Annotated in this window: 14 protein-coding genes; 13 read left to right on the forward strand and 1 reads right to left on the reverse strand. The window is 44.6% G+C overall.

Annotation, left to right across the window (positions count from 1 at the left end):
* The first annotated feature begins 5 nt into the window (after nt 1-5).
* From EKM86_RS03620 to EKM86_RS03670, 11 genes are all read left to right on the forward strand, one after another.
* Entirely contained in the window at nt 6-1,466 is a 1,461-nt protein-coding gene (locus tag EKM86_RS03620) for a PTS fructose transporter subunit IIC (RefSeq protein ID WP_125755152.1), read from the forward strand.
* A gap of 26 nt (nt 1,467-1,492) precedes the next feature.
* The gene (locus tag EKM86_RS03625) at nt 1,493-1,942 is read left to right on the forward strand and encodes a PTS sugar transporter subunit IIA (protein ID WP_164506151.1); all 450 of its coding nucleotides are present in this window, start codon (nt 1,493-1,495) and stop codon (nt 1,940-1,942) included.
* 241 nt (nt 1,943-2,183) lie between these two features.
* On the forward strand, nt 2,184-3,098 hold the full coding sequence (gene yhfZ, locus EKM86_RS03630; protein ID WP_125755154.1) for a GntR family transcriptional regulator YhfZ: 915 nt from the start codon (nt 2,184-2,186) through the stop codon (nt 3,096-3,098).
* Between the two features lie 20 nt (nt 3,099-3,118).
* The gene (locus EKM86_RS03635; protein WP_125755155.1) at nt 3,119-3,484 is read left to right on the forward strand and encodes a PRD domain-containing protein; all 366 of its coding nucleotides are present in this window, start codon (nt 3,119-3,121) and stop codon (nt 3,482-3,484) included.
* Nucleotides 3,481-3,846 carry a DUF2620 domain-containing protein gene (locus EKM86_RS03640; RefSeq protein ID WP_125755156.1) on the forward strand — a complete coding sequence of 122 codons (366 nt, stop codon included), beginning with the start codon at nt 3,481-3,483 and terminating at the stop codon, nt 3,844-3,846. The genes EKM86_RS03635 and EKM86_RS03640 overlap by 4 nt, the downstream gene beginning before the upstream one ends.
* Before the next feature lie 58 nt (nt 3,847-3,904).
* On the forward strand, nt 3,905-5,200 hold the full coding sequence (locus tag EKM86_RS03645; protein WP_125755157.1) for a YhfT family protein: 1,296 nt from the start codon (nt 3,905-3,907) through the stop codon (nt 5,198-5,200).
* Nucleotides 5,201-5,232: 32 nt separating this feature from the next.
* A complete protein-coding gene (locus tag EKM86_RS03650; protein WP_125755158.1) occupies nt 5,233-6,117 on the forward strand; it encodes a phosphotriesterase family protein in 885 nt (294 codons plus the stop codon).
* Nucleotides 6,110-7,207: an aminotransferase class V-fold PLP-dependent enzyme gene (locus tag EKM86_RS03655; protein ID WP_125755159.1), complete on the forward strand. Its 1,098-nt coding sequence runs from the start codon at nt 6,110-6,112 to the stop codon at nt 7,205-7,207. The genes EKM86_RS03650 and EKM86_RS03655 overlap by 8 nt, the downstream gene beginning before the upstream one ends.
* Nucleotides 7,208-8,374, forward strand: coding sequence for a YhfX family PLP-dependent enzyme (locus EKM86_RS03660; RefSeq protein WP_125755160.1), 1,167 nt, complete (start codon nt 7,208-7,210; stop codon nt 8,372-8,374).
* Nucleotide 8,375: 1 nt separating this feature from the next.
* The gene (locus EKM86_RS03665; RefSeq protein WP_125755161.1) at nt 8,376-9,605 is read left to right on the forward strand and encodes a phosphopentomutase; all 1,230 of its coding nucleotides are present in this window, start codon (nt 8,376-8,378) and stop codon (nt 9,603-9,605) included.
* A gap of 26 nt (nt 9,606-9,631) precedes the next feature.
* Nucleotides 9,632-10,675, forward strand: a complete 1,044-nt coding sequence (locus EKM86_RS03670; RefSeq protein WP_125755162.1) for an amidase family protein — start codon at nt 9,632-9,634, stop codon at nt 10,673-10,675.
* A 525-nt stretch (nt 10,676-11,200) separates the two neighbouring features.
* On the opposite strand, the gene EKM86_RS03680 is transcribed toward EKM86_RS03670, so the two are convergent.
* A complete protein-coding gene (locus EKM86_RS03680; protein ID WP_125755163.1) occupies nt 11,201-12,016 on the reverse strand; it encodes a MurR/RpiR family transcriptional regulator in 816 nt (271 codons plus the stop codon).
* A gap of 157 nt (nt 12,017-12,173) precedes the next feature.
* Between EKM86_RS03680 and EKM86_RS03685 the strand changes: the two genes are divergently transcribed.
* Nucleotides 12,174-12,875 (forward strand): N-acetylmannosamine-6-phosphate 2-epimerase, encoded by a 702-nt coding sequence (locus tag EKM86_RS03685; protein WP_318530639.1) that lies wholly within the window; start codon nt 12,174-12,176, stop codon nt 12,873-12,875.
* Nucleotides 12,876-12,878: 3 nt separating this feature from the next.
* Nucleotides 12,879-13,382: a hypothetical protein gene (locus tag EKM86_RS03690; RefSeq protein ID WP_125755165.1), complete on the forward strand. Its 504-nt coding sequence runs from the start codon at nt 12,879-12,881 to the stop codon at nt 13,380-13,382.
* Nucleotides 13,383-13,404: the final 22 nt, after the last annotated feature.

The following is a 13,404-nucleotide window of genomic DNA, read 5'->3' on the forward strand; positions in this document are numbered from 1 at the left end:
GGACCATGACTAAATATGATATTATTGGGGCCACTGGTTGTACGACCGGCATTGCCCATACATACATGGCAAAAAAAGCGCTAGAGGAAGCTGCTAAGGAAAAGGGGCTTTCGTATAAGTTTGAAGCACATGGCCGCATGGGGGTCGAAAATGAACTCACTCCCGAAGAAATCAAAGAGGCAGGAGCGGTTGTCGTAGCTTCGGACAAGGATGTAGACGCGGAACGTTTTGATGGCAAACCGATGGTAAATGTTCCTGTCGCTAGAGCGATTAAGGATGCGGGGAAGCTTATCGACGAGGCAATGGCCGCGAAACCTGCCGAGAAAAAAGGCAATGAAGAAGACTATGGTACTGGGGAGAATGTATCTGATTACATTGCCGCACCAGACTCTGGTACGGGATTAGGCTTCACATTGTACCGCGCCCTTATGAATGGTGTTTCTGATATGCTTCCATTTGTTGTTGGTGGTGGTGTTTTGATTGCTCTTTCTCTTTTGTGGGGCATCAATTCTGCTGATCCAAAAAGTGCTGAATATAATCAGATAGCATTTTACATGCATAGTATTGGGACTACGGCATTCAGTATGATGGTTCCAATGCTGGCGGGCGGTATTGCTAGAAGTATTTCTAGCCCAGCTCTTGTTGGTGGTATTGCTGGTGGCTTGATTGCTACAGCTGGCGGCACTGGGTTCCTTGGAGGGATTGTAGCTGGTTTTGCGGCTGGGTATATATTCCTTGGCCTTACAAAACTAATGTCAGTAATTCCAAAGAACTTCAATGGCATCAAGGCCATCTTTTTACTACCTGTACTTGGTACTCTAGTCACCGGGTTTTTGATATATTGGATTTCTTCACCAATGAAATTTGTTAATGAAGGAATGGTCAATTTTCTTGAAGGTTTCCAGGATTCAAGTCCTATTGTTCTGGGTATTATCATGGGCTGCATGTGTGCTTTCGACATGGGCGGCCCAGTCAACAAAGCAGCTTCTCTGGTAGCCCTAGCACTTTTAGCAAAAGGGAACTACTTCTTTATCGCAGGATTCTCAGCAGCCTGCATTGCGCCTCCTCTGATTACGGGTATTGCGACAACTGTCTTTCACAAGTATTATACTGTTGGCGAGCGTAACGCCGGACTGGTAAATTATCTGCTTGGATCCACGCATATCACGGAAGGAGCAATTCCCTTTGTGGTTGAAGATCCAATTCGGAACATGCCGATTATGATGCTTGGATCATCGATTGCGGCTTCACTAACCTATTTATTCCGTGTGCAAGTGCCCGCTCCTGCTGGCGCGTTCCTGGTCCTACCCATTGTGGTACACCCATTCTTGTGGCTCCTTGCAATCTTTACGGGAGCAATTATTGGCGGTCTATTACTTGGGGCTGTCCGCAAACACAGAGTGGTAACAGGTAAGAAAGTAATTCCGGGTTATGTGCCCGAAAAAGGTGTTGCGCAGAAAGCGTGAAACATGTTTAACGAAGGAGCTAGATGATGTCAGACGAAGAATTCCCAATGTCCGAGAACGACGTATACTTAACTCAGAGTAAATCGCAAAGAGATTTGTTCGAATATCTTGCTAGTATGAATGTTGAGAAGGGATACGCCGACGACGACAAGGCTGTGGTTGATGCATTTTTAAAGCGCGAGGCTGAAACCTCTACAGGAATGTTTGATGGGATTGCCATTCCACATGCCATTTCTCCTCACATTAAGGAATCAAGGATTATGGTGGTCAAAAATGCAGTCCCTATTCCGTGGGAGACCTTTGATGATAAAGATGTGATCGTTGCTATTGCATTTCTTATTCCTGAGCAAGGCAGTCAAGAACATCTTTCGTTACTTTCGAGGGTTGCGGAAAAACTCGTAGATGAAGATAATCGACATACATTGCTAAACCTGGAGACCTCACAGGAGATCTATCACTGGGTCACTGGTAAGTAAATGAAACTAGATGGCACGGAGTGGAGTTGACTTCGTGCTTTTTGTAGTGACGAGGTATCGAGCATACCGACATTTATGAGCGTGATCCTTTCTGTGTGACAAAATGTCGATTTTCGAAACTGTTTTACAGTCATAGATTTGTTGTGGATTATTTCACATAGTTCTTGACTATCGCGCCGCATGGACCTATACTCGCTTTGGTTTTAAAATATTTTATAACGTATAAAAGGAGGGGGTTCCCATAAAGGCCGAGCAGTATAGGAAGAAGGGCATAGCCTTGATGGAGCTTGCTCGTCGTTTCTACCTAACTGATATCAGTGATCGTATCCCCACTGTAGACGAACTGTGTGAGGATACTGGCATGTCAAGAGGCACAGTACAGAGTGCCTTGACGATCATGAGAGACGATAAGGCGATTGAAACTCAGGCAAAGGGCAAATTAGGCACATATCTAACGGCAAAAAATGAAAACACTCTGCTTTCATATTTGGATAGTCGCGGGTTGGTCTGCGCAATGCCACTTCCATACACAAAACACTACGAAGGACTTGCCACAGCTTTATACAAGTCATTTTCTGGAAGCCCTCTTCGCCTAAATTTAGCATATGTCAGCGGTAGTTTAAATCGTCTAGATGGCCTGCTTAACAACCGCTATAACTTTATCATCACCTCTGGCCTAACAGCAGATTATTTGGAAGAGAACTATCAAGTGAAGAAAATATTCGAACTGCCTACAGAGTCCTACTTGTCGGAACACGTAATCGTGTTTTCAAAGGGTTCCGACAAGGTAATTAAGGAGGGCATGAGGATTGGCGTTGACACCAAGTCTCTTGACTACGCTTTGTTGACTAATGAAGCATTGAATAAGAGACACGTTAAAAGAGTTGGAGTACCCTACAATCAGATAGTACAACAGATTATTTCAGGTAAGATTGATGCTGCTATCTGGAACAAAGACGAGATTATGTCGAAGAACTACAAGGTGTCATATCGAGAAATTGACAGTCCATCAGTTCGCAGAGCGTCGCAGGCAGTTCTTATAGGTGGGAATAACTCAGACTTCATACAGGCGGTAGTACGTCAAAGAGTTCACACTTCGGAAATAATGGCCATCCAAAAAGGGGTGGTTTCAGGCAGCATTTTGCCTGAGTATTAAAAGTAAAGGAGGTGATATTTATGAAAGAAGAAACCAAGACCAAGTTGGGGGTGTTGCAAAGTGTAGGGAAAATAACAAGCGAGGATCTTGCGTATCTAAATAAAGTAGACAATCTTCTAGAAGATCGACTAGCCGGCAATGCCGATTTCAACGACGAAATGCTGTTGATACATCTTGCTGTCGCTCTCGAACGCGCTCGTAAGGGAGAGAAGGTTGATGCCTTGCCAGATACGATTTGGGCGCAGGTGTCAGGAAAACCCGAGTACGAAGAAGCCGCTAAACTGACCGGGGAAATTTTAAAAATGGTCCCAGTCAATTTTTCCAAACAAGAATCACGTTATATTGCTATGCATGTTTTAAACCTGACAAGGAGTGAGACAAAATGACAATGGTAGTTGTTGGTGGACAGATGGGAAAGCCGGAAATTGAAGCTGATTTGAAAAAGATGCTGGCAGGAAAAAATATTGATATTGAGGTTAAAAACGACCTGGACGCAGCCCTAGCCGTAAAAAGTGGGCAAGCAAATTATTACATTGGCGCTTGTGAAACCGGAGCTGGTGGCGCGTTAGCAATGGCGACAGCATTGTTAGGATCAGAGAAAACGATGACCGTTGCTTCTCCGACAAAGGTTCTTTCACCGGATGAGATAAAGGAAGGCTTCGAAAAAGGAAAAGTTGCTTTTGGATTCACAATCAATTCGAAAGACACGGTTTTGCCGTTGTTGGCCGAACTCATAGCTAATTCGTAAGATATTCGGCAAATATACTGGAAAAAATATATTAAAGACATAAGGACGGTGAAATTTTATGGACTTCAATACGGTTCTAGACTATGTTTTGGTTGCACTGATGGGTGCCGTTGGTTCGATTCTTGCGAACCGAGGAATTGCGGTGTTCAACGATGGATTGCGGCCGATCATGCCCGAATACTTTGAAGGAAAAATTGACCGCAAAGAGCTTGCAGCAACAAGTTTTGCTGTTAGTTTTGGGCTTGTGATTGGTATGGGGATCCCAGTTTCGATTGGGACTACGGTATTATTAGCACACAGTATTCTTCTTACGGACGATATTATTGGTACCTGGACTCCCGACACTAAGTGGGGGAGCGCTATTGCTGGGGGGATTGGTGCTATCTATGGCGTCGCACTAATGTTGGGCCTCTCATCAATAGTTAAATTGTTTAACGCGATGCCTGTCAACTTTATGCCTGCTTTGAGTCTTCTTGGCACTCCAATTCTTCTCGCTTTTGCGGCGTTCCCGGCGCTCGCAGTTGCTAGCCAACATGGCGCTAAGAAGGGCATTATTACCATGGGTGTCACCTTCGTAACCTGGCTGGTAGTCAGCAAGTTTGCTATTTGGAAGCTTGCCAATGGGACAACCATCCAGCTCGATCCCACCGGTATGGCTTTGCTTGTAGCGATGATTATGATGATCTTCTTTGCTGCACAAGTGAAGAGCACTGGCGATTCCAATACTCAGTTGGTGAACGTGTTTGCTGAACGTGTATCTAGAATCAAGCATAATTGGATCTGGCTTTCTCTGATGGGCGGTATCATCACGGTTGCCGCTAGTCAATTGTTCTTCGCAGTAGGCGTTCTTCCACAACAGTTACTGGTAAAAGGTGACGTAAATGGTGCCATCTTTGCCACCGTTGCACGGGCAATTGGATTTGTTCCTTTAGTCTTCTCCACCGCCATTGTAACTGGTGTATATGCCACAGCTGGTACCACACTGATTTTCGCTATTGGTATGTTGCTCAAGGGACAACCAATCCTTGCCTTTGTCGCTGGTTTTGCATGGATGTGGATCGAAGTGCAAGCTTTGAACGTTACGGCCAAGGGTCTTGATCGGTTCCCTGGTATTCGGGACATGGGCGAGCACATTCGTACTGCTTTGAGCGATACAATTGCGATTGCACTTTTGATTGGCTCGGCAATGGCTTGCAGCAAGATGGCAGGAAATGTTGGTTACTTCTGGGTAATCGGTTGGTGGCTGTTGAATCGGAAGCTGAAGAAGCCTCTCGTAGATCTTGCGGTTGGCCCAATTGCAGCTATTGCATTGGGTGTATTGCTTAACTTGCTGCGTGTAGTTGGGCTGTTCTAGGCGAAACACGCTTTATTATAAGGAGATCAAACATGCTGAAGAAAGGTATGGTATATGCTCACGAGCACATTCCCATCGATTTATCGGAAGTCAAAGAGAACGAAGATTGCCATCTTGACGAAAAAGAGGCGGTCATTGATGAGTTCAAGGACTTGTATAGTAAGGGTGTCAGAAACGTAATTGACATGACAAACCGTGGTATGGGGAGAGACCTGCCTTATGCACAAGAAGTGGCAAATGCGTCAGGTGTGAATATAGTCCAGAGCACGGGGTACTATCAAGATGCATTCATGCCCATTGAGGTCTTTCGCTCATCAGTCTACCAATTAGCGGATCAAATGATTCACGATATTCAGGTCGGAATCAAGGGAAGTAACACTAAAGCAGGCGTGATTGGTGAGATTGCGACTAGTAAGGGCAAGTGGACTGAAGCTGAAGGGAAGGTCTTTCGAGCAGCTGTAATTGCTCAGAAAGAAACTGGATGTCCAATCAGTACGCATACTTCATTAGGCACATTGGGGAAGGAGCAGGTTCGCTTCTTCAAAGACCAAAAAGCTGACTTGAGCCATATTGTCATTGGACATGTGGATTTAACGGGATCATCAGATTACGTACTTGATTTGCTAAAATCTGGTATTAACGTCGAGATTGACACTATTGGCAAGAGTAACTACATGCCTGATAAAATACGAGTTGAAATTATCAAGGCAGCACAAGATGCAGGTTTCATTGACAATGTAGTTATGTCAATGGATATCACACGTAAAACGCATTTAAAAATTAACGGGGGTAACGGCTATTCTTATTTGATTGACAAGTTCTTCCCAGAGCTCTTAGATGGCGGTGTTACCCAAGAATCCATTAATAAAATGATGATTGATAATCCACAGAGAATCTTTGGTGATTTTAATGCCTAGTTTTAAAACGTACCCTCTGGTAAGTATCACATACGAAGAAGCGCTTCGTAAGCAGCATAAGCTTGTAGACCTAATGACTCGGCATTTTGCTGGAGATGAGTTATTGAGTCGTGGCGATTTGGGAGTTGTCCCGGGGCTAAACCAGCCACGCTATACAAGAAAAGTGGAAGAATTACTCGCGGATTACTTCGGCGCAGAAGCGGCGATGCTTGTACGTGGCTCTGGAACAGGCGCGATACGATTGGCGTTACATGCATATTTGAAGGCTGGAGACAGGCTTCTTGTACATAAGGCCCCTATATATCCAACCACCAAAGTCTCTATTGAGATGCTTGGAATAAAAACGGTCGAAATTGATTACAACGATTTAGCGAATGAAAATACTATTGAAAATGTGGACGCTATTCTGGTTCAGATTACTCGGCAGAGGCCAGACGATTCATACTCTTTGAAAGCTGTTTTGGATTACTTTAAAACTCAGTACCCGGGTGTTCCCATCATTACAGATGATAATTATGCAGTCATGAAGATTCCTAAGATTGGTGTGGAATCAGGTAGTGATTTAAGCTGTTTCTCGACATTTAAGTTGTTGGGGCCAGAAGGAATTGGCTGTATAGTCGGCGACGCAAAAGCGATTGCTCGTCTTCGAGAAGAAAACTATTCCGGAGGTTCGCAGGTGCAAGGGCATGAAGCAATCGATGTGTTAAGAGGTATGACTTATGCGCCCGTGGCACTGGCAAACCAGGCGTTGGTTGTTGAGGAACTGGTGAAGCGACTCAATTCGGGAGAAGTACCCGGCATAGCTGATGCTTATATCGCTAACGCTCAGTCTAAGGTTTTACTAGTCGAGTTCGATAAACCCGTTGCACAAAAAGTCTTGAAATACACAAATGCCCTGGGAGCAGCTCCAAATCCAGTCGGCGCTGAGTCAAAGTATGAGATTGTGCCAATGTTCTATAGAGTATCGGGGACCTTCAAGGAATATGATCCCAAATTGTTACAAACAACAATTCGTATAAATCCATACAGATGCGGAGCTGAAACTATCATTCGGATTCTCCGCGAAAGTTTGGCGAAGGCGGTGTCATAAATGTTTTTAAAAAAACTTGAGGAACGGAACCCTGAGCTTATTGACTTTGCATTTAAGCTCCATGAGAAAGGTCAGATTCTGCCAGACACTTATGTTATAGACCTAGATACCATTATCGCTAACACAGAGAAGCTTGTGGCGGCAGCCAAAGATAATGACGTCGAATTACTTTACATGACAAAACAAATTGGTAGAAACCCATTAATTGCGAAAGCAATTCAAGATGCTGGGATTTCAAATGCTGTGGTGGTTGATTTCCGTGAAGCAGAAACCTTTATGAACAATCACCTGCATCTTGGCAATGTAGGGCATCTAGTTCAGATACCTCGATCGTTAATGAAGAAGGTTCTATCCTATGGTACTAAGTATGTAACAACCTATTCCCTTGAAAATACCTTAGCGTTGAATACTGCGGCTGAAGAGGTGGGAATCAGGCAGAAAATTTTAATCAAAGTCACTGGTGCGGGAGACGATGTTTACCCTGGACAAACCGGTGGCTTTACCTTAGAGGAACTTGCTGCGGAAGTTGACAAGATAAAGACACTCAGTAATATTGAGATTTCTGGTCTCACAACATTTCCAGCAATCCTGTTTGACGAGAAGTCGAAGACGTATGCCGCAACCGCAAACGTAAAGACTGTGAACAAGGCAAAGGCAATTTTGGAAGAACACGGTATTACTCCTCGAGTAATCAGTCTTCCTTCTGCGACAGCCGTTGGTTCGCTACCACTTATCCACAAGTTGGGAGGGAATGAAGCGGAGCCTGGTCATGCATTGACGGGCACTACTCCGTTTCATGCCGTGGAAAATCTACCAGAAAAGCCGGCATATTGTTACCTTACTGAAGTGTCACACAATGCTAACGGTCACAGTTTTGTGTACGGTGGTGGTTACTATCGTCGGGGACACTTGAGAAACGCAATAGTTAAAGAAGAGGGAGGCTATCAAAGCGCTGAAGTATTACCTTTGGATCTTTCTAGCATCGATTACTACCTGGAATTAAATAAGGAGTTTGCTGCTGGCCTGCCTGTGGTAATGGCTTCAAGAACTCAAATTTTTGTTACACGAAGTTCTGTGGCAGTTGTCAGCGGGCTTCATACTGGTGAGCCAAAGCTAGTTGGTTTATTTGACAGTCTCGGAAAACCATTAACGGAGGGCATGAGATAATATGGGAAAGTTTGGCGTAATCGTACTCGACAGTTTCGGCGTTGGTGCAATGGATGACGTACCAAAGGTGCGCCCGGCAGACATCGGCGCAAATACTGCTCTAAACATTATCAAGGCTGTACCCCAAGCCAAGTGGCCTACACTGGAAGCACTTGGCTTGATGAATGCTATTGGGCAGGAGCGTGGAGATCATAAGTTTTCACCAACTGCTAATTGGGGGACTTCAAACCTGATGCACCACGGCGCTGATTCATATCTCGCTCATCAGGAGATCATGGGCACGAAGCCAAAAATGCCTCTTTTACAACCATTTAACGAAGTGATCGATACAGTTGAGGATCAGATCAAAAAAGATGGCTTCAATGTGGAACGTCATGGGCAAAAAGGATTTCAGCTTCTAATCGTGAATGGATGCGCGACTGTCGGCGATAATCTGGAAGCTGATCCTGGCCAGGTTTACAATGTTACAGCTGCGCTGGATGAGATGCCTTTTGACGAGATTAAACGTCTCGGAGAATCTGTTCGCAGTGTTGTTAAGGTTTCTCGTGTTATTGCATTTGGTGGGCGCGGCGTCAACTTAAGCAATATTCTCGCTGCTGAGAAGATTGAGCACGAGAAATATGTTGGAGTTTCCGCACCCGAATCTGGCGTATACAACACTGATTACCACGTCGTGCATTTAGGCTATGGCATTAATCCTGACGTTCAATTACCAACAATTCTACATAAGCAAGGTATCGATGTAGCGCTCGTGGGGAAGACAGCTGATATCATTAACGTTGATACAGAACGGAAATTCCCTGGGGTTGATACGAATTATCTGTTTGACCAATTCATTAAGCAATCCAAGGAAATGACTAATGGCTTGCTCTTTATGAACATTCAAGAAACTGATTTGGCGGGGCACGCAGAGGATCCTGTTCGTTATGCCGAGGTGGTTACAGAGTCTGATAAGCGGATTAAAGAAGTTCTTCCGCTTTATGGCAAGGATGATATTCTTATTGTCATGGCAGATCATGGTGATGATCCAACCATCGGGTTTAGCTTACATACACGCGAACGCACTCCTCTTCTGATTTATAAGGAAGGAACTACAAATAAGTATGTTGGAGACCGTGCAACCCTCTCGGATGTAGGCGCAACAGGTGCTGATTATTTTAATGTACAGGCTCCCGAGAATGGCAGCAGCTTCCTTCATCGCATTATTGACGGCACGGATTTAGATGCGTAACTCGATCTGGAGGAGGTGGTTATATTTTGTCAGAAAGTATCTCACGGCTGGCAGAGAAGACGTTCGTAGCTCTGGCCAACCCTTATGATAGCGTTCAACGGACATACCCATTAGCATTTGAGGAAGCTCAAAAAGTGGATAACCCCAGATATGTTGGTATTAAGGATCAAAACGTAATACCAGAATCGCTTCTATTGAGTCTCCATAAAGCTGGTTTTATCCTTCACACCATTGATCACCTGGCTATGGGAGGTAGGGCGACCGACAACCGCCTTACTAATCCAATTACTGGAAGGCATATGACCGGATCGTCCAGTGGGACCGCTATTAATGTCAGAGTCCATATAAACGATTTAGGCATTGGCACCGATGGTGGGGGATCTGTGTTAATGCCAGCATTAAGCCTGAATCTATACGGCTTAATAAGCAAGACACTTTCTGTAGAGGCCGTAACGCGTGCTGAGTCACATTTGTCTACTGATGGTATTATGCTGACACCGACGGTTGGGTTTATCGCTCGAGACCTGAAAACGATTGAGGACGCGTGTCAATCCATCGGCGTGATAAGAAGTGAACAAACCAGAGATTCAGTTACGAGGGTGCTGGTAGAACATGCACTGCACGTGCCTATAAAAGCTGACGAGAAGGATATTAGAATCGTTGAGAAACAGTTTCCAGATTCCAACGTCAAAAGAGCCGATCAGATTTCTTTCTTAAAAAAGGCTCTGAATGACTACGACGTAGTTATCTCCAATGAGGGGCCTGTTGATTTGGAGGGCATCGGTGACACAATTATTGGGCACATGGGAAGCAAGGCCGCGATGATTCAGTCTTCGGGTCACAAATATTTGTCAAAGGTCGTCAACATGGTTGATGCTACGGGACTAGTCATCCCAGCAAATTCGCTTGGAGAGGGAATACTTATAACTACAAAATCCTCGCCGCATAGTGTTCAGACTGTGTTGAAGGTTGCTCGATACTTTGAGCCATTTACTGACAAGCTTCTTGACTCATATTTTACGCAGTTGAAGATCTACTATCCTCGCGGCTACGGGTACCCAAGTTATTAAGGAAAATTCATATTTGGTTAGGTTTCGCGGAGGGAACGCTGCCTGGGAAAATCAAAGCATCGCAGATACTTGCGGTCTCTGAAATGTGAATATTATAGGAACCAAGAGTCAGCAAATGTCGTCAGGACCCAATAACAGACCGGATCCTTGGTTGTTCACGACCAGCTCAAAAGCGGAGAAGCCAATGCGATTTGGATGACAATCGTTGAGACCGCCAAAGCCAACGGACTGGATTCACAAAGTTACATTGAGCGCCTGCTGATGGGCTGTCACAACTGTCCGCCCTACCAGTGAGAGAACAAGCTGAGGCATATTTACCTTGGAACCAGCAGCCAAGCCAGCAAAGAGCGGAATCGCATAAGCAATGAAGGGCCACAATCCAGAAATGAGATTGCGGCCCTTCTCATTTTGCAGGACGGTCTGTTATTGGGTGCTTAATGACTTTTTAGGGTATAGCAAATTGATTTCCACTTCATCAGCACCTTCCACCTTTTTGGCATCATCAGTAGAAGGCAACTCACAGAGTCATTCTATGCTCTTATTGAGAATTGAACGCAGTACTCGTTCACGCAAGGCGACCACGTCAATATTATTCTGTGCTGCATATCCTTTCGTTAACACATCACAGATATACAGCTGTGATATTTTGCCATCAACTGAGCCGCCATTTAAGAATTCATCAATGGCTGTTTGAAGAACGACGTCGCCCTGTCTACCAATGGGGGTGTTTGAGTAATTTGTGATGGCAATCACTTTGGCTCCGTTATCTTTCGCAATATTCACAGCATCATAAGTATCTTTGGTTCGTCCTGAGAGAGAAAAGGCAATTACCAAGGAATTCTTCTTCATCACTGAGGCGTACTGAGCCTGGATATGAGGGTCTGTAATTGCCGTACTACATACGCCGTCGCGCAGAAGGATTGATTCGAGACTCTTTGCAGATTGTCCGCTACCACCAACACCGAACAGATAAATTTGATCTGCTTTGGACATCAACGATACTGCTTTTTCGACTTGTTCTCTGTTTAATAGTTGAGCGGTTCGCTTTAGAGCATCGACCAGACTATCAACAATTGTGTCATAGTCGTCCTGCGGTCGGTCAGCGGTCTGCTTGGTATAGTCCTCCTTGGCTATCTCGATTTTAAAGTCCGAGAAACCATTAAAACCAAGTTTCTGGCAAAAGCGCACGATCGTGGCGTCCCCCACCCCTGCCGCCTCTCGAACTTCAGTAAGTGTGGCATATATAATTTTTATGCCAATGGATAGCACAAAATCGGCGACTTTTCTTTCGGATCGGGTTAACTCGTCATAATGGTTGTGGATTAAGTAATCGTATTTCATTTCAATGATCCCTCCAGGCTCTATTATACAGCAGAAACTACATATTTGGAGAAGGTCTCCAAATATATGGAGAAAGGGTTTACATTGATGCTGTATTGTGCTAGATTTCACTTGGAGATAATTTCCATATTTTTAAAAAATGGAGGCGATTTGGAGATTGGAGAAGATTGCGTTGTTAAAAAAGGTACATGGAGGCTTAATTGTTTCTTGTCAAGCATTACCAGGCGAGCCGTTATATACCGAATTAGGCGGCATTATGCCGTTGATGGCTACTGCAGCGGAGAGAGCAGGAGCGGTCGGAATAAGGGCAAATTCTGTGAGGGATATCAATGAGATAAAGAATGCAGTTTCCTTACCAATTATTGGCATTATTAAACGTGACTATCCCCCGGAAAAGCCGTACATTACACCTACGATGCGTGAAGTAGACGAACTTGTCACAACGGGATGTGAGGTGATCGCCTTCGATTGTACAAATCGGAAGCGGCATGACGGATTATCAGTTACTGAATTTATTTCGCAGATAAAAAGTAGATATCCTAAGCAATTGATTATGGCCGACATATCAAATTTCGATGAAGGGATTTCAGCCTGGCGTGCAGGTGTTGATTTTGTTGGCACAACAATGTCAGGCTACACCGCGGAAAGTGTACCTCGTGATGAACCCGACTACTCTCTGATAAAACGTCTGGCCGAGGCGGGCATTGATGTAATTGCTGAAGGTCATATTCACTCCCCAGAGCAAGCGAAAAGAGTACAAAATCTAGGCGCGGCCGCAATTGTTGTTGGGGGAGCAATCACTCGCCCACTTGAGATTGCAACCAGGTTCACCCAAGCTTTATCGAAAAGGGGGAGATAATCAGTGACAGTTCCATATAAAGACTTTGGCGACAATAGATGGAGGGTTTTGGCTGACTACTCTGACTGTTATGTGAGGCATGCAATGGAGCTGGTATACGAGTGTATAGCAGAAGACGTCCCATACAATGTAGTCTCAGATTATCTGGATGCCGATACGAATAAGCATTCTGACAATGTAGTATGTATTGGAACACGCAAAACGAGTGCACTCATAGCACAGTTCATTTCGAGTGATGAAGTTCCATCTCACGGTTTTCTTGTTAAGGTAGGAGTTTCTCCATTTAATGAAAATAGGCAGGTTGTGTGGTTGGTTGGTGATGACCCAGTAGCAACAATCTACGCATCATCACATTTTGTACATCAGTATTTACCCCAAGCACGTCAACGAAAAGACCATATCCCATATTTTCGGAAACTATTCGTTGATCCTTTACCAAAATACATATTTTCCCCCAGTTTACAATTCAAGTGCAACACCCTGACGACTAGACCAAAAAGGCCATGAAGACCTATTCTTGTTAGTACTA

The organism is Lacticaseibacillus hegangensis, from assembly GCF_003946465.1.
GTDB lineage: Bacteria > Bacillota > Bacilli > Lactobacillales > Lactobacillaceae > Lacticaseibacillus > Lacticaseibacillus hegangensis.

Excerpts from the sequence above, each read along its gene's own strand:
- EKM86_RS03620 (WP_125755152.1), top strand. The coding sequence starts at position 6 with ATGACTAAATATGATATTATTGGGGCCACTGGTTGTACGACCGGCATT.
- EKM86_RS03625 (WP_164506151.1), top strand. The coding sequence starts at position 1,493 with ATGTCAGACGAAGAATTCCCAATGTCCGAGAACGACGTATACTTAACT.
- EKM86_RS03635 (WP_125755155.1), top strand. The coding sequence starts at position 3,119 with ATGAAAGAAGAAACCAAGACCAAGTTGGGGGTGTTGCAAAGTGTAGGG.
- EKM86_RS03640 (WP_125755156.1), top strand. The coding sequence starts at position 3,481 with ATGACAATGGTAGTTGTTGGTGGACAGATGGGAAAGCCGGAAATTGAA.
- EKM86_RS03645 (WP_125755157.1), top strand. The coding sequence starts at position 3,905 with ATGGACTTCAATACGGTTCTAGACTATGTTTTGGTTGCACTGATGGGT.
- EKM86_RS03650 (WP_125755158.1), top strand. The coding sequence starts at position 5,233 with ATGCTGAAGAAAGGTATGGTATATGCTCACGAGCACATTCCCATCGAT.
- EKM86_RS03655 (WP_125755159.1), top strand. The coding sequence starts at position 6,110 with ATGCCTAGTTTTAAAACGTACCCTCTGGTAAGTATCACATACGAAGAA.
- EKM86_RS03660 (WP_125755160.1), top strand. The coding sequence starts at position 7,208 with ATGTTTTTAAAAAAACTTGAGGAACGGAACCCTGAGCTTATTGACTTT.
- EKM86_RS03665 (WP_125755161.1), top strand. The coding sequence starts at position 8,376 with ATGGGAAAGTTTGGCGTAATCGTACTCGACAGTTTCGGCGTTGGTGCA.
- EKM86_RS03680 (WP_125755163.1), bottom strand. The coding sequence starts at position 12,016 with ATGAAATACGATTACTTAATCCACAACCATTATGACGAGTTAACCCGA.